General features: G+C 63.9%; 19 protein-coding genes. 7 read left to right on the top strand and 12 right to left on the bottom strand.

The features are described from left to right. Positions 1 to 10: 10 nt before the first annotated feature. Together GGR40_RS20950 and GGR40_RS20945 are read left to right on the top strand one after the other, a co-directional pair. On the top strand, positions 11 to 433 hold the full coding sequence (locus tag GGR40_RS20950) for a CopG family transcriptional regulator (RefSeq protein WP_429278200.1): 423 nt from the start codon (positions 11 to 13) through the stop codon (positions 431 to 433). Further along, positions 430 to 645, top strand: a complete 216-nt coding sequence (locus GGR40_RS20945; RefSeq protein WP_429278199.1) for a helix-turn-helix domain-containing protein — start codon at positions 430 to 432, stop codon at positions 643 to 645. The genes GGR40_RS20950 and GGR40_RS20945 overlap by 4 nt, the downstream gene beginning before the upstream one ends. A gap of 87 nt (positions 646 to 732) precedes the next feature. On the opposite strand, the gene GGR40_RS20940 is transcribed toward GGR40_RS20945, so the two are convergent. The 3 genes from GGR40_RS20940 to GGR40_RS20930 all read right to left on the bottom strand — a co-directional run bounded on the left by GGR40_RS20940 (position 733) and on the right by GGR40_RS20930 (position 2,842). Beyond that, positions 733 to 1,482: an SDR family oxidoreductase gene (locus tag GGR40_RS20940; RefSeq protein WP_429278198.1), complete on the bottom strand. Its 750-nt coding sequence runs from the start codon at positions 1,480 to 1,482 to the stop codon at positions 733 to 735. A gap of 83 nt (positions 1,483 to 1,565) precedes the next feature. After that, positions 1,566 to 1,865 carry an EthD family reductase gene (locus GGR40_RS20935; RefSeq protein WP_429278197.1) on the bottom strand — a complete coding sequence of 100 codons (300 nt, stop codon included), beginning with the start codon at positions 1,863 to 1,865 and terminating at the stop codon, positions 1,566 to 1,568. A 110-nt stretch (positions 1,866 to 1,975) separates the two neighbouring features. Continuing rightward, a complete protein-coding gene (locus tag GGR40_RS20930; RefSeq protein ID WP_429278196.1) occupies positions 1,976 to 2,842 on the bottom strand; it encodes a LysR family transcriptional regulator in 867 nt (288 codons plus the stop codon). Positions 2,843 to 2,948: 106 nt separating this feature from the next. Between GGR40_RS20930 and GGR40_RS20925 the strand changes: the two genes are divergently transcribed. The 5 genes from GGR40_RS20925 to GGR40_RS20905 all read left to right on the top strand — a co-directional run bounded on the left by GGR40_RS20925 (position 2,949) and on the right by GGR40_RS20905 (position 6,591). Next, the gene (locus tag GGR40_RS20925; RefSeq protein WP_429278195.1) at positions 2,949 to 3,248 is read left to right on the top strand and encodes an EthD family reductase; all 300 of its coding nucleotides are present in this window, start codon (positions 2,949 to 2,951) and stop codon (positions 3,246 to 3,248) included. Between the two features lie 89 nt (positions 3,249 to 3,337). Then, a complete protein-coding gene (locus GGR40_RS20920) occupies positions 3,338 to 4,237 on the top strand; it encodes an NAD(P)-dependent oxidoreductase (RefSeq protein ID WP_429278194.1) in 900 nt (299 codons plus the stop codon). Further along, positions 4,234 to 5,058 (top strand): oxidoreductase, encoded by an 825-nt coding sequence (locus GGR40_RS20915; protein ID WP_429278193.1) that lies wholly within the window; start codon positions 4,234 to 4,236, stop codon positions 5,056 to 5,058. The genes GGR40_RS20920 and GGR40_RS20915 overlap by 4 nt, the downstream gene beginning before the upstream one ends. 52 nt (positions 5,059 to 5,110) lie before the next feature. Next, positions 5,111 to 5,959: an alpha/beta fold hydrolase gene (locus GGR40_RS20910; RefSeq protein WP_429278192.1), complete on the top strand. Its 849-nt coding sequence runs from the start codon at positions 5,111 to 5,113 to the stop codon at positions 5,957 to 5,959. A 101-nt stretch (positions 5,960 to 6,060) separates the two neighbouring features. Continuing rightward, a complete protein-coding gene (locus GGR40_RS20905; protein WP_429278191.1) occupies positions 6,061 to 6,591 on the top strand; it encodes a VOC family protein in 531 nt (176 codons plus the stop codon). A gap of 57 nt (positions 6,592 to 6,648) precedes the next feature. Here GGR40_RS20905 and GGR40_RS20900 read toward each other — a convergent pair whose 3' ends face one another. The 9 genes from GGR40_RS20900 to GGR40_RS20860 form a co-directional block, all read right to left on the bottom strand. After that, positions 6,649 to 7,341 (bottom strand): aspartate/glutamate racemase family protein, encoded by a 693-nt coding sequence (locus tag GGR40_RS20900; protein ID WP_429278190.1) that lies wholly within the window; start codon positions 7,339 to 7,341, stop codon positions 6,649 to 6,651. A gap of 26 nt (positions 7,342 to 7,367) precedes the next feature. Next, positions 7,368 to 9,038: an alpha/beta hydrolase gene (locus GGR40_RS20895; protein WP_429278189.1), complete on the bottom strand. Its 1,671-nt coding sequence runs from the start codon at positions 9,036 to 9,038 to the stop codon at positions 7,368 to 7,370. Then, positions 8,995 to 9,132, bottom strand: coding sequence for a hypothetical protein (locus tag GGR40_RS20890; RefSeq protein ID WP_429278188.1), 138 nt, complete (start codon positions 9,130 to 9,132; stop codon positions 8,995 to 8,997). The genes GGR40_RS20895 and GGR40_RS20890 overlap by 44 nt, the downstream gene beginning before the upstream one ends. Next, positions 9,129 to 10,397: an FAD-containing oxidoreductase gene (locus tag GGR40_RS20885; protein ID WP_429278187.1), complete on the bottom strand. Its 1,269-nt coding sequence runs from the start codon at positions 10,395 to 10,397 to the stop codon at positions 9,129 to 9,131. The genes GGR40_RS20890 and GGR40_RS20885 overlap by 4 nt, the downstream gene beginning before the upstream one ends. A gap of 59 nt (positions 10,398 to 10,456) precedes the next feature. Then, the gene (locus tag GGR40_RS20880; RefSeq protein WP_429278186.1) at positions 10,457 to 10,882 is read right to left on the bottom strand and encodes an organic hydroperoxide resistance protein; all 426 of its coding nucleotides are present in this window, start codon (positions 10,880 to 10,882) and stop codon (positions 10,457 to 10,459) included. A 61-nt stretch (positions 10,883 to 10,943) separates the two neighbouring features. Beyond that, a complete protein-coding gene (locus tag GGR40_RS20875; protein WP_429278185.1) occupies positions 10,944 to 11,525 on the bottom strand; it encodes a DUF308 domain-containing protein in 582 nt (193 codons plus the stop codon). A gap of 113 nt (positions 11,526 to 11,638) precedes the next feature. Further along, positions 11,639 to 12,280, bottom strand: a complete 642-nt coding sequence (locus GGR40_RS20870; RefSeq protein WP_429278184.1) for an NrsF family protein — start codon at positions 12,278 to 12,280, stop codon at positions 11,639 to 11,641. Next, positions 12,270 to 12,773 carry a sigma-70 family RNA polymerase sigma factor gene (locus GGR40_RS20865; protein WP_429278183.1) on the bottom strand — a complete coding sequence of 168 codons (504 nt, stop codon included), beginning with the start codon at positions 12,771 to 12,773 and terminating at the stop codon, positions 12,270 to 12,272. Before GGR40_RS20865 ends, GGR40_RS20870 begins: the two co-directional genes overlap by 11 nt. 385 nt (positions 12,774 to 13,158) lie before the next feature. Continuing rightward, a partial coding sequence (locus GGR40_RS20860) for a TetR/AcrR family transcriptional regulator (RefSeq protein WP_429278182.1) occupies positions 13,159 to 13,740 on the bottom strand: 582 nt, incomplete at its 5' end.

Raw genomic sequence — 13,740 nt, 5'->3', positions numbered from 1 at the left:
TCTGGTAGCCATGCAGACGCGCAAGACCCGCCATCAATTCTACCTTCCCGATCACTTGTCGGCGCGGCTCGATGCGCTTGCCGCGCAGCCGGGAGGCTCGAAGACTGCCGTGCTCAGCGAGGCACTCACTGCCTGGTTCGAGCAGCGTGAAGCCGCCGACATCGATGCGCAGTTCGGCAAGGCGCTGGACCGACAGGTGCGGGCTGTCGAGCGCATCGAGCGCCGGCTGGATTACCTGACCGAAGTGGTGGCCCTGCTGGTGCGCTTCCACTTGACCCAGACCGCCCATCATCCCGCCTTCGACAAGGAGACGCAGCGGCTCGGGCAAATCCGGTACGAAAGCTTCGTCAGGATCGCGGGGCAGATGGCGGCGCGTAAGCCGCGTGGGAGTGCCGCGAAATCATCTCATTCTGAAGAGGAGAGCAAGCGATGAGCCGACATGTGCCTGATGCCGGACCTAGGGTGGGGCGAACGGATCCGATCTCGGTGCGGATCCCGGAAGCCTGCCGGCTCACCGGGATCGGGCGGTCTAAGCTTTATGAGCTGATCGCTAATGGGACCATCGATGTGGCGAAGGTCGGAGCCATGACGTTAGTAACATTCGAAAGCTTGCGTCGCCTTATCGAGGATGCTCCTCGTCTGTGACCGACCAGCTCACGACGTTGCCGATCCCGCACCAGAGCGGCGAGTTTCGCCCAAACCCGCCGTTCGAGCTGCGCATTCTTGTTAAAGCTACGCAGCAATACCCCCATCGACGAGAATTCCCGAGCCTGTGATGTAGGCTGCGCCCGGCCCAGCGAGGAAGGCGACAGCTTCAGCGACCTCTCTAGCTTTGCCGTAGCGCGGGATGGACAGGCTCGGGAGAATGGAGGGCGCGAGAGGGCCATCGGCAGGGTTCATGTCGGTGTCGATCGGGCCGGGGCGAACCAGATTGACGGTGATTTCGCGAGGGCCCAACTCGCGGGCGAGACCCCGGGTGAAACTTTCCATCGCGGATTTGGTCGCCGCATAGACGGCGATGCCCGCGAACGGAACGGACAAGCCGGCATTGCTGCCGACGGAAATGATGCGGCCGCCATTGGGGATATGCTTCAGCGCAGCCTGGGTGACGACGAAGACGCCGCGGACATTGACGTCTAACTGCAGGTCGATCTCCTCAAGGGGCTGGTCGGGAAAGGAACCCGGGAGAAGCACGCCGGCATTGTTGACGAGGATGTCGAGGCCGCCCAGCTGAGCGACGGTCTGCGCGACTGCGTTCCTAGAGGCTTCAGGGCTGGCGGCATCGGCTTGGACCGCCACTGCGCTGCGTCCCAAGGCCCGCATCTCGGCGACCAGCGCCGCGGCCTTGTCTGCCGATTTCTCGTAGGTGATGGCGACGTCGGCACCATCCTCGGCAAGCTTCAGTGCGATCGCTGCACCGATGCCGCGCGCGGCTCCCGTGACAAGCGCGCGCTTGCCGGCGAGAGGGGGAGAGTTGTTCATGTCGATGTTCTTTCGGCTGATCTGTGTCGCAGGCCGGGAGCAGGACGACGTGAATGCCGTCGGCCCGGTGCGGAGGAGATTGGTCAGGCGGAGAAGCCGATGATCCTGGATACGGTGGCGTCCGTGAATTGGGGCACGTCCGCCATCACGGCCTCTGTCTCGGGCGAGGCAAGCGCTGCATGTATCGCGGCTTGGTCGCGGAACCTGTAGATCCCGATGGAAACGTCCGGGAAGTCGGCGTCGCGGGGGAAGAAGGCCGATGCGCTTTCCAGTCCGTATGGCCGCCAGTACTGTAGCGCCAACGGCAGGTGGACGTCGACATAATAGTCGCGGTCGAAGAATGACCCGCCGCTGCAGGTCGCGATCATGATTGCGTTTGCCATGACGACAATGTGAGCCGAACGGTCTTGATCGTAAACTTACGGAACTGCATTCCTGTCGTTCAAATATGTGCAGGGTGAGGGATTGGGTGCCCTGCGTGATTCCGACGCTGCTATTCCCAAAACGCCCCGTCCGAGATGGTTGCAGATACCGTCGAGATGAATGCGCGCAGGCGCTCCAGGCGTCGCAGATCACGGTGATACCCCATCCAGATGTCTCGCGATGGCGGCTTCGACGGTAGCGACAGTTTGCGGATGCCCGGGATCTGACTGCCCACCACTTGGGGAAGAACCGCGATGCCCACGCCCTGCCTGCACATGCGGCCCTGAACATTGCGGTTATTCGATCGCACGACCGGCCTGGCGTTCGGGAAGCTGTCAATCAGCCATGCGATGTCTGGGAAGTGCCCGGTAGAGGTGTCGTGAGTGATCAGGCGAAAGCCGGAGCCATCACCGAACTTGGGGTCAGGCGCCAGCTCCGCGATGTAGACCCCGTATTCTAGGCGAAACAGCTTCCGCTGGATGAGGTCAGCCGTGTCGAACGGCACGATCCGGAACGCGACGTCGGCTTCGCGCTGCGCGAGGTTGAAGAGGCGCGTGCCGGTCAGAACCTCGACGTCGACGTTTGGATGGGCCTTGGAGTATTCGGCAAGGATAGGAGGCAGGACATAGGCTCCGAACCAGTCGGCCGAGGAGATGCGAAGACTGCCGGTCAGGTTCTGCTCCTGCCCAGCGAGGCGCCGCTCCATAGCCAGAGCGCCCTCCTCCATCTGCTCAGCCAAAGAGACGATGCCGTTGCCCTCCTCGGTCAGGACGAGACCGTCAGCAGTGCGCTGGAAAAGGGCGTGGCCTATCGCCTCCTCCAGAGCGCGGAGACGCCGGCCGACCGTTGGATGGCTGATCTGAAGAGTCCGTGCAGCGCCGCCAAGCGTGCCGGCACGCACTATCGCAAGGAAGATCCTGACATCGCTCCAATCCATCGCACACACCCACAAAAATGAACGTCGAGAATACAATATTGTCACTTATTGAACAAATTTAGATACCTAAATCTTGCGTCGACGCTCGCGATTGAGGAGTTCGACGATGATCACCATGCTGATGAGCTACGCAGGCGATGAAACTACGCCTTTCGATCGGGATCATTGGATCAACATCCATTTTCCGTTGGTCCGCGAATGTTGGGGTCCCTGCGGGCTCGTCAGCGCGGCCGGGTTCTTCCCGCAAGGTGAGGGAGCCGGTCTCATCGCTTTGGGGGTCGTCAACTTCCGCGACGAGGCTGCCATGAACGCGGCTCTGGCGTCTCCACAGACAGCCCGGGTCATGGCGGATGTCGACCTTGTCACCGACGTCACTCCGCAGCGCAGCGTGGTGAAGCCACTCTGATCGACCTTTCTCCCTAGGCGAGAATGGGGCGGCTTAGCCCGCCGTGTCTGCCCTCGGAGAATTCCCTCTGAATGACAGGAGATGATATCATGCAGATCGGCTTCATCGGTCTCGGCAGCATGGGGAAAGGGATGGCCCTAAACCTCGTTAGGGCTGGCTACGATGTCCGTGCCTGGAACCGCAGCAATCTGTCCCCCGACGCAATTCCTGGCGTCACTCTGCTCGAGAGCGCTGCGGAGGCCTTCCAGACCGATGCGGTCTTCACGATGCTTTCGGACGACCCCGCCATCCGGGAGGTGATCCTCGATGCCGGTCTCCTCAGGGGCGCGCGTCCCGGACTGACGCACGTCGTCACCTCGACGATCTCCGTTGCCTTCGCGCGTGAACTGGCGGCGCTCCATCAAGTGGCAGGCATCGGATACGTATCCGCACCGGTGCTAGGCCGCCCGAACGTCGCCGCGAGCGGACAGCTTAACATCCTGGCTGCCGGCAGTGCTGAGGCCATCGCTGCCGTCGAACCTATCCTCGTGCCCCTCAGCAAGAAGGTTTGGAGGCTGGGAGAGGATCCCGCCCGGGCGAACATCGCGAAACTGGCCTGCAACATGATGATCGCGATGGCGATCGAGGCCATGGCGGAGGCGGTCGTGCTCACGGAGGGCGTCGGCCTCGACCGAGCCGACTTCTTCGAACTCATCCTTGAGACGCTGTTCTCCGGCCGCCCCTATGAGAGCTATAGCGCTCAGATCATCGATCGATCCTTCGAGCCCGGCTTCAAGGCTAGGCTCGCGCTGAAGGACATGCGCCTCGCGACCGAGGCGGGCAACGATATGGGACGCACGCTTCCAATGCTCGAAGCCGTCCGCGAGCGGCTCGCCGAGGCCGTCGTGGAAGGTCTCGGAGAGAAGGACTGGTCGGTCATGGCCGAGATCGCGGTTCGTAAAGAAGAGACGTCGGTGCCGTCCGAGCTTAGGGCGGAGAACACGCAATGAAGACTTGGCTCATCACCGGCTGCTCGAGCGGTTTCGGTCGGCGCCTTGCGCTCGCTGCGGCACGTCGGGGCGACCAGGTCGTCGCGACCGCACGCGATGTCAAGGCGATCGAGGAGATGGCCATTCCCTTCTCCGGTCGCATGATCGCCCTGCCGCTTGACGTGACGGACCCCGCGACCGCCAGGTCCGCGGTCGGGAGGGCGATCGAGACGTTCGGCGGCCTCGACGTGCTTGTGAACAACGCAGGCTACGGGCTGTTTGGCGCGATCGAGGAGGGCACGGCCGAGGAATATCGTCCGATGTTCGAGGTCAACGTGTTCGGCCTGATCGAGACGACGAGAGCAGCCTTGCCGGCCCTGCGGCGCCGGGGTGGGACGATCGTCAACATGTCCTCCGGCGCCGGTATCGCTGGCAGCGGCGGTGGCGGCTACTACAACGCCGCCAAGTTCGCGGTGGAGGGTCTCTCGGAGGCGCTGGCCGGTGAACTCGCTCCTTTCGGCGTGCGGGTGGTGATCGCAGAGCCCGGCCCGTTCCGCACCGACTTCCTGGGTCGCTCGATCACCCTGGCAGCGAACGAGATGCCGGAATATGCCGCCAGTTCCCGCCGGAACTATGCGGAAACGAACGACGGCAACCAAGCTGGCGACCCCGACAGGGCGGTATCGGTTATCCTGCAGGCGGTCGATGCGCAGAACCCGCCTCTGCACCTCCCGCTGGGACCGGTCGCGCATGCGATTGCGGAGCGGAAGCTGGCGGCGTTCCGGGCGGACATCGATGCCTGGCGGGACGTCTCGATCGACACGGACTTCGACAAGCCCTGAGCCAGCTCCGAGCCCCCTTTTCCCGACCTCAACCTCTGATTGGAGTGCGATCATGATCGCAGCATTGAAGGGTTTCACCCAGCAGTTGGTGCCGGCCAACGGCATCAAGATCAACGCCGTCACGGGAGGCGCGGGCCCGCCCGTCCTTCTGCTTCACGGCTGGCCGGAGACGTGGTGGGAATGGCACAAGGTCATGCCGCCGCTAGCCGAACGCTTCAGCGTCGTCGCCATCGATCTGCGCGGCGCGGGCTTCTCTGACTGCCCGCAGGGCGGCTACGACAAGGCGACTATGGCGCGCGACGCGCATGATGTTATGATCGCACTCGGGCACGATCGATACGCGGTGTGCGGACACGACATCGGCGGGATGGTCGCGCTGCCTCAGGCCGCGATCTTCAGGGATGCCGTCACGCATCTTGCGGTGCTCGACGTCCCGCTGCCCGGCTGGAGCGAGTGGGAGGCAACCATCGCCAGGCTCTGGCACTTCGGCTTCCATGCCAACCGCGATCTGCCCGAACGCCTGATCCATGGGCGCGAATACGACTACATCGCGGCCTTCATGGCCGAGCGGTTCCACGACCACAGCACCTTCGATCCCGCTGTCATTGAAATCTACGCGAAGGCGATGGCGCTCCCCGGGCGGACGCGTGGCGGCATGGAATGGTATCGTACCCTCGCCGCCGACCATGCCGCGGCGCTCGAATACAGGAAGCGGCCTCTCGAGATACCGGCCCTCGGGCTAGGAGGGGACCAGCGCTTCGGCGACCGCATGGTCCCGATGCTTGAGGAGTTCGCGCGCAACGTGACCGGCGGCTCGATCGAGCTTTGCAGCCACTATGTCGCGGACGAACGACCCGACGAGGTCGCCGCATGCCTGATCAGTTTCCTCACGACCAACTGATCGTCCGGTCCCGCCGTCGAGCTGGCCAGAGCGAATGCACCCACGGTGGAAGCGCCCCAGGGGATGAAAATCCACAGCACGTCGATGAAAGGAGAACACCCATGACCGCACCTGAAATCCGCGGCGTCAATCACATCGGCATCACCGTGCCGGACATCGAGGCCGCGAAGTCGTTCATCGTCGCCGCGTTTGGCGGCCAGGTGATCTACCAGTCGTTCGGGCCGGAAGATCCGCCCCGGCAGGGTCCTGAGTTCGAGCGCGCGGTCGGTGCCTACCCCGGAACCGTCGTTCGTGCCCAGGCGATGGTGAAGATCGGGACGGGGCCTGACATCGAACTGTTCGAGATGCACGGGCCCGAGCAGGCCCAGCCGATCCGGGCGAGCGACTTCGGCATCACGCACTTCGCGCTCTACACGGACGACATCGATGCCTCGGTCGCACGCTTCGAGATGGCCGGCGGCACGCCGCTGACGGCCCCCCGCGACATCCCCTATGCGACCGAAAGGGGTATCGGGAACAAGGTCTGCTACTGTCGGATGCCCTGGGGCACGACCATGGAGTTCATTACCACGCCTGATCGCATGCCCTATCATGATCAGACGGATCTGCGCAGGTGGCAGGACGAAGCCTAAGTAGCTGGACTGGCCGGCTCCCGCTGCTTCCGTGCGGAGCAGCGGCCCGCTCCGCTGCTAATCGAGAGCCCTTTCGATAGCAGCCTGCGCGTGCAGCGTGGTCGTGTCGAAGATCGGCACGGGACTGTCATCGACGCCGATCAGCAGCATCATCTCGGTGCAACCGAGGATGATGCCCTCCGCGCCATCTTCGACCATGCGTGCGATGATCTCCTGGTAGGTGGTGCGTGAAGCGGGTTCGATCTTTCCGGCGACCAGCTCCTCGTAGATGATCCGGTGCACGACTGCGCGGTCGCCATCTCCTGGCACGACAACACTGAGCCCGTGCCGTTCGGTGAGCCGCCCCTTGTAGAAGTCCTGCTCCATCGTGAACGCGGTGCCGAGTAGGCCGACCTTCCTCAGCCCGGCCGCCTTGATCGCTTCGGCGGTCGGATCAGCGATGTGGAGAAGCGGGATAGGAATTTCGGCTTCGACGCGCGGCGCAAGCAGATGCATCGTGTTGGTGCAGATCAGGAGCAGATCGCACCCTGCCGCCTCCAGGCGTTGCGCTGCATCGACCATCAGGGCGCCGAGTTCGTCCCACGCCCCGCGATGCTGAAGCGCCTCGATCTCCGAAAAGTCGAACGACCACAGGAGGCAGCGAGCCGACGCCGTGAGGCCGAGCCGATCCCGCACGCCTTCGTTGAGGATGCGGTAATATTCCGCCGAGCTCTCCCAGGACATCCCACCGATCAGGCCGATCGTCCGCATGCTTCACGCTCCCTTTGGTGCAGTGACTATGGATTGCCGTGAGGACGCGCGATCGCGAGCATAACCCGCGTCATCTCGACCCAGAGGCCGTTGCGATCGCCGCCCCTCGTATAGACCGCGCTCATACTGTGCGTGGCGCCGGGCACGTAGGTGAAGTCCGCCCGCCCGCCGACCTTGCGGACAGCGGCTTCAAGCCCTCGGACGGAGCCATCGAGATAGTGCGAATCCGCCGTGCCGACGGACACGTGCAACTTGCCGTCCAGATGCTTCCGCAAGCGGGGCCAATCGTGTTCGATCCTGTAGGCGATGTCATAGTGTCGGCGCCAATATGCCATAACAGCCGGATCGACTGCACCTGTGGCGCGGTCGAACATCGGCGCCGGCGTGCCATCCGCGCGGCGCGGCGAGAACACCCATTCGAACGAACGCAGCTGCCCGCCGTCGCGCCCAAGAACGCTTTCGAGACGCGCGGCCTCCTCGATGGTCAAGCGAACCTTGCCGCCTGCGCGCTCGAACGGGCGCGGCGCGCTGTTCGCGTCGTGGTATAGATTGGCTCCCGGGGCGTAGAGGTCCACGCCCACGAAATCGTGGAAGTCGGAGGGGTCGGGCGATGACGGCCAGGCTCCACCGAACATTTCAGGGTGGCTGACCATGGTCCACAAGGCGAACCAGCCGCCCGAGCTGTGCCCGGTCAGGAACCGGCCGGTCGGCCGAGCATCCATGCGATAGCGGGCCTCCAGCGCAGGTATCACCTCGCGGACCAGGGCATCGCCCCACGGTCCGTTGCCCGCGCTGTTGGCGAACTCCGTCGTGCCGGTCTTCGAGGAGAAGTTCAGCGCGACCCAGATCATCGGCGGGATTACCCGCGTTTCCATCAGATGCCATTGGCGGGAGAGCTGCTGGCCATCGAGCTTGTGCGTCGAGCCGAACCCGCCGGCGGTGTAGACGACCGGATAGGTCGACTTCGAATTCGGATCGTATCCGGGGGGCGTCAGCACCCAGGCGCTGATCGCCTTCGTCTTTCCGTGGAACCGAGTCAGCGATGCCGAGATGATGCTTTCGTCGTGCAGGTGTTCGCGGGACGCAGCGATCTGCGCGATGGCGGCCGGCGGAAATCCGGTCGTGTCGAACTGCCCGGCAGCGGGGCCGAGCACGTGATCCAGCGCGATCTCGGCTGGCGCCGCGAGTGGGAAACGGAGGGTCACGACCTTGGAAACGAGATCACCAGCGCTCCGGCCGGCATAATTGTAGTCGCCGTTTCGATCGAGCACGGCCTGCACACGGTAATCGCCGGGCGGAAGCGAGGCGAAGCTGGTTGGAAATGCGTTATCGTTCGTGTCGATGGTCGCGCGGCGGTCGGGGCCGAAATCCGATACGTCGCGCCCCGCCACCGCGCCCTTTGTTTCCAGCTCGCCTAGATCTACATCGTCTGCTTCCGCATTTGCAGCGTTGGCGGGTTCGGCGAATATCAGCAATCGACCACCCGCAGCTGGTTTGACGTCAGCTGGAAGGGACACGGCGACGCGCCCTTCCGGAAGCGCCGCTCCCATGAGGCAGAGTGCCGGGATGACGAGCATCAGGCGGGCTGGCCGGAGGATCGCTCCGGCGGTCAAATGTAGCATCTCGGTATATTCGCTGTTTCGGGCAATATGGTCACAGGGTATCCTCTCGTCGCGGTGCCTGCGGGTCAGGCGCAAGGTCGAGCAGGACCGTCGGGATCAGCTCCGAGACGGTCGGGTGGATCGGGACCGCCCACCGCAGTGTCTCGATCGGCTGGTCGGCGTTCATCATGTCGAGAATGCCGTGGATCGCCTCGTCGCCGCAGTCCCCAGGATCGCCGCGCCAAGGATGCGGCGGGTGTCCGCGTCGGCCACCACTTTCATGAAACCCTGGGTCTCTCCCTTTTCCACTGCACGCCCCACACGCGTCATCGGGCGCTTCGAGTGGAGGAGCCGCCGGCCGGACCTGGCCGCCTCGGCGTCTGTCATGCCCACGCGGGCGAGCGGTGGATCGATGTAGAGCGCGTAGCCTGGCAGGCGCTGGCTGACCCGGCGGTCCTTCCCGTCGAGAATGTTGGCCGCGACGATCTCGAAGTCGTTGTAGGCGGTGTGGGTGAAGGCGCCCCGGCCGTTGCAGTCGCCGAGCGCGAAGATCCCGGAGACAGTCGTCTCCAGCTTGTCGTCGACCGTGATGTAGCCGCGCGCATCAACGGCGACGCCGGCGGCGTCGAGGCCGAGATCGTCGGTGTTCGGTCGCCGCCCGACTGCCATCAGGACGTGGCTGGCGACGACGGGCCGCCCGTCCTCGACGCAATCCACACGCACCGCTACGTCGGCACCGGCGCGGGTAAAACCGATGCAGTCCGCGCCAGTGCGGACGGTGATCCTCTCGGCTTCGAGGATCTGTCTGACCGCATCCGACACGTCCGGGTCCTCGCGCGCAATCAGACGGTCCATTCGCTCCACGACCGTGACCTCGGCGCCGAAGCGTCGATACATCTGGGCGAACTCAAGCCCGATGTAGCTGCCGCCGATGATTACGAGGTGCCGGGGAAGCCTATCGAGTGCGACGATGTCGGTGTTGGTGAGGAGCGGAACCTGATCCGCGCCGGGCATGTCCGGCACGACTGCGCGACCGCCGACATTGATGAAGATGTGTGGCGCGGTCAGCCGCTCGCCATCGACGGCAACGACCTTGGAACTCTCGAAGCGCGCATGCCCCCGGATGAGTTCGACGTTCGCCATCCCGAACAGCCAGCTCTCGTTGCCAGAGCGGCCGTCGCGGATGATCCGATCGGCCCGCGCGGCGACAGCCTTCATGTCGACTTCGACAGCCCCCGCCGTCCGAAATCCATAATCCGCACCGCGCTGCGCGGTGCGGATCGCATAGGCACTCGCCACCAGCGTCTTGGTCGGCCGGCAGCCAGTGTTGACGCAGGTGCCGCCTACGTGGTGCCGCTCGATGATGGCGACCGACAGGCCTGCATCGTTCAGCCGTCCGGCGAGCGCCGGGCCAGCCTGGCCGGCGCCGATGATGGTCGCGTCGAAGCTGCGCATGGTCGGTATTCCTAGTGATGGTGAGAGAACGGGCTTGCAACCGCGCAGGCCTGTTAAGTTCAGATGACGCTAAGGCGCACGTCGATGTTGCCGCGCGTGGCGTTCGAATAAGGACATGTCTGATGTGCTGCTTCGACAAGACGCTGGGATTCGTTCGTGTCCATGCCCGGCAGCGTCACGGCGAGCTCGACCTCGAGACCGAAGCCGCCTTCGCTGCGCGTGCCAATCCCCACAGTCGAGGTGACCGCCGTACCTGTCGGCAAATGGATTTTGAGCTGGTGCGCGGCGAACTTCAGGGCACTGAGGAAGCAGGCGGCATATCCCGATGCGAACAGTTGCTCGGGGTTGGTCCCTTCGCCGCCTGGCCCACCGAGTTCCTTCGGCTTGGAAAGCTGCAGGTCGAGTTTGCCGTCCTCGGTGCAGGTGCGGCCATCACGCCCCCCGTTCGCAGTGGCGGCGGTGCGATATTTTACGTCGATTGACATGGTTCATTCCTTGTTTGGTTGACCGCAGCCTCGCCTGCGGAGAGTTTGATGAGCAGATCGCTCAGGCGGCAACGGCCTTCGAGCGTCGGCGCGCGTCGCTGATGGTCAGGGAGACTGCCGAGATGAGGAAATAGAAGGCGCCAAAGGCAGCGTAGGGCGCGATGTCGGCGATGCTGACAGGAGCGGAACCAGCGGCCTTGCTCAACATGTGCGCACCGGCGAGCCCCGATTGAGCGCCACTCAGGATCATCGCCCACTGCGCTCCATAGGACTTCCAGCGGCGAACGCCGGTGAGCAACTGGAAGAGACCGGACAGGACAGCCCACACACCGAAGATCTGAAGAACCGCATGCATCCCGTTCGGCAGGGTCGCAGCGACGGCTACGGCGGTCACGATGCTGACGACAAAGTTCAGCATCTGGCTCTTATTCCGGCCAAGACCGCCGCTCCGGCTGGCATCGAGATAGTTCGCCAGCGCGTCCCACGCCGGGTAGGCGACGAGCATCACCGCGGCTAGCGGCGGCATCGCCTTCGCGACCGTGAACGCGAGTGCTACCCAGATCGCGGAGACCGCGAAGCGGAGATAGTAATAGGTCTTGAGCCAGTCCCGATCCGGGGACTTCGCGTCGGTGATGGTTTTCATGGCATGGTTCCTTTCAGTGAAGCAGGCGCACGTCTCCTGTCCCGAAATCCGGGTGGGTCAGGGATGCTTGGTTCAGGCAGTGCGCGGCGCCTTATCCGCCGCGCAGTTTCGGGTTAGAGGCGGAAACGTCGCGGCAGGTGCCATCGCGCTGCGGCCGCCACGGCGCCGCATCCGATGCTATACCAGACCACGACATAGAGCGGGTCGTTGAAGGGGCAGCAGAACGCAAACACGAAGGCTCCACAGGCGCCGGCAGCGATGCCCGACGCGAGCGCGCTGAGGCGTGGTCGGGTCGGGGCGGCCCGCCGCATCAGGGCACCAAGCAAGGTCACGATCGGCAGCGAGAGCACGAAGATCGAAGCGGCGCACAACATCCCTGCTGCAGGGTTGATGCGATCGAGCAACGCGCGCTCGCCCACTCCGGCCGGCGCGACGAACGCACCGCCGACGATGGCAAAAACCGCAAGGACGCAGGCGATCATCAGACCCCGTGCCGGACGTGCGGTGGGCGCGTAAGACCGGATCGCCAGCGCGCAGGCGACCATGGCCAGAAGGCCGAGGCTCCCGACCCGCCATATCAGATAAGGCGACCCCGCCATGTGGTGCATGTCCGGGCGCATCACGCCCAGCGCGAGGAACAGCGCCAGTTCCGCCGCGCCCAGCGCGAGAACGAGCCCACCTTCACGCAACATGCTGCGGCGCTGGATCGGTGCGAGGTCCGAGGACAGGTCGATGATAAGGGCTTCATTCGACATCGGGAGTCTTCTCAATGATTGCGGTCAGGCGCGCGAGCCCACGGTGGATGTTCATTTTCACTGCCGAGGGGGAAAGGCCGATCTGGCCTGACGCTTCCTCGATGCTATAGCCCTGCACCTTGACCAGCAGGATCGCCTGAGCCTGCGCGGGCCGAAGCTCGTCGAGCAGACTGGACAGAACCGAACTGCTTACGACCGACGCCTCGTGATCGCCGATGGTTATTTCGACGGGGAGCTCGCTCATGGGCCTGCGCCCCAAGCTGCGAAGCTGGTCGACCCACTTGTTCTTGGCGATCGCCGCAAGCCAGGGGCCTAACGGGTATTGCGGATCATAGGTGTGCCGCCGGCGATGTATCGCGAGCAGAGTTTCCTGCACAGCATCGTCCACCTCGCCCGGCGGCAGCCGACGCTGGAAATAACGTGTGAGCCATTCCGACAGCTCGCCAAGCAACCGCCGGTATGCGCCACCATGGCCGTTCTGGGCGGCCGCCATCAAGCTACTCCAGCTGTCCGGCGCCGTCTGGGACGTTCGCTCACCACTGGCACGAGCCGCGTCTGGCGACGACTTTGAGATCAGTCTCGAGAGGAAGTCGGGGCGCATGATCTCTTATTCGCGAGTCATGCTGCTTCGGTCACTCCATCGAGCAACTTTTTTCGGACTTGCACGCAGCGCGGGGCCTCTCTCCGATTGAAGGGGCTGCCAGCATCGAATTTTCCAAGCCATCATCTTTGCTTGCGAATGTCAGCTTCATCCAAAACTCGTCGTTTAGGGTCACATTCTCGAATGACGGCTTTGTCCCAGGCCTTTCCTTTCCCGCTGCCGACCCATTCCGGACCTAGAATGACGAATTAAGCGCGCCGATAAGCAGAAGGTCGGCTTATCTTTCCACACTCTGACTGGTGGCCACCAGATAAGCGTGGCAGGCCTGAGGCAATTCGCGCCGCAATCGCGCGAAGTTCTCCTCTGAAGGGTCGGCCTCCATGACAACCCGGACGGACCCGCCCAACAGCGCCGCCAGCATGAAGGAAACGGACTGCCGGTCGGCGAATTGCGCATCGCAGGCACTGGCGAGCAGAGCATCGATAGACGCCGTCATGGTCTGCGCCGCCCTGCTCATCCGTTCGGACAAGTCAAATTCGGCGGAGATGCCGTAAATCGCGCGCGAGGCGACCATGTCCGCCATCTTCGCGTCCAGCCAGGCCGTCGCAACGCCATGCGCGATCGTCCTAAGGTCACCGCCCATCAATTGGGTGGTCGCTTCCCCCATCGCCGTTTCGATCAGGTTGAACTGACGCTCGACGAGGGCGAAGAGCAGTGCCTGCTTATGGGGATAATACTGGTACATCGTCCCAACGGAAACGCCAGCGCGCTCGGCGACCCGCGTCGTGGTCAGATATCCGAGTCCCCCTGTCAGCAAAACCTGAATGGTCGCATGGTGAATGGCCTCGATCGTCACGGC

The organism is Novosphingobium gossypii (assembly GCF_050433305.1).
GTDB lineage: Bacteria > Pseudomonadota > Alphaproteobacteria > Sphingomonadales > Sphingomonadaceae > Novosphingobium > Novosphingobium gossypii.
Note: the sequence above shows the minus strand (reverse complement) of the source record. Positions and strands in the feature narration are given on the sequence as shown.

Excerpts from the sequence above, each read along its gene's own strand:
- GGR40_RS20950 (WP_429278200.1), top strand. The coding sequence starts at position 11 with ATGCAGACGCGCAAGACCCGCCATCAATTCTACCTTCCCGATCACTTG.
- GGR40_RS20945 (WP_429278199.1), top strand. The coding sequence starts at position 430 with ATGAGCCGACATGTGCCTGATGCCGGACCTAGGGTGGGGCGAACGGAT.
- GGR40_RS20940 (WP_429278198.1), bottom strand. The coding sequence starts at position 1,482 with ATGAACAACTCTCCCCCTCTCGCCGGCAAGCGCGCGCTTGTCACGGGA.
- GGR40_RS20935 (WP_429278197.1), bottom strand. The coding sequence starts at position 1,865 with ATGGCAAACGCAATCATGATCGCGACCTGCAGCGGCGGGTCATTCTTC.
- GGR40_RS20930 (WP_429278196.1), bottom strand. The coding sequence starts at position 2,842 with ATGGATTGGAGCGATGTCAGGATCTTCCTTGCGATAGTGCGTGCCGGC.
- GGR40_RS20925 (WP_429278195.1), top strand. The coding sequence starts at position 2,949 with ATGATCACCATGCTGATGAGCTACGCAGGCGATGAAACTACGCCTTTC.
- GGR40_RS20920 (WP_429278194.1), top strand. The coding sequence starts at position 3,338 with ATGCAGATCGGCTTCATCGGTCTCGGCAGCATGGGGAAAGGGATGGCC.
- GGR40_RS20915 (WP_429278193.1), top strand. The coding sequence starts at position 4,234 with ATGAAGACTTGGCTCATCACCGGCTGCTCGAGCGGTTTCGGTCGGCGC.
- GGR40_RS20910 (WP_429278192.1), top strand. The coding sequence starts at position 5,111 with ATGATCGCAGCATTGAAGGGTTTCACCCAGCAGTTGGTGCCGGCCAAC.
- GGR40_RS20905 (WP_429278191.1), top strand. The coding sequence starts at position 6,061 with ATGACCGCACCTGAAATCCGCGGCGTCAATCACATCGGCATCACCGTG.
- GGR40_RS20900 (WP_429278190.1), bottom strand. The coding sequence starts at position 7,341 with ATGCGGACGATCGGCCTGATCGGTGGGATGTCCTGGGAGAGCTCGGCG.
- GGR40_RS20890 (WP_429278188.1), bottom strand. The coding sequence starts at position 9,132 with ATGATGAACGCCGACCAGCCGATCGAGACACTGCGGTGGGCGGTCCCG.
- GGR40_RS20885 (WP_429278187.1), bottom strand. The coding sequence starts at position 10,397 with ATGCGCAGCTTCGACGCGACCATCATCGGCGCCGGCCAGGCTGGCCCG.
- GGR40_RS20880 (WP_429278186.1), bottom strand. The coding sequence starts at position 10,882 with ATGTCAATCGACGTAAAATATCGCACCGCCGCCACTGCGAACGGGGGG.
- GGR40_RS20875 (WP_429278185.1), bottom strand. The coding sequence starts at position 11,525 with ATGAAAACCATCACCGACGCGAAGTCCCCGGATCGGGACTGGCTCAAG.
- GGR40_RS20870 (WP_429278184.1), bottom strand. The coding sequence starts at position 12,280 with ATGTCGAATGAAGCCCTTATCATCGACCTGTCCTCGGACCTCGCACCG.
- GGR40_RS20865 (WP_429278183.1), bottom strand. The coding sequence starts at position 12,773 with ATGGCGGCCGCCCAGAACGGCCATGGTGGCGCATACCGGCGGTTGCTT.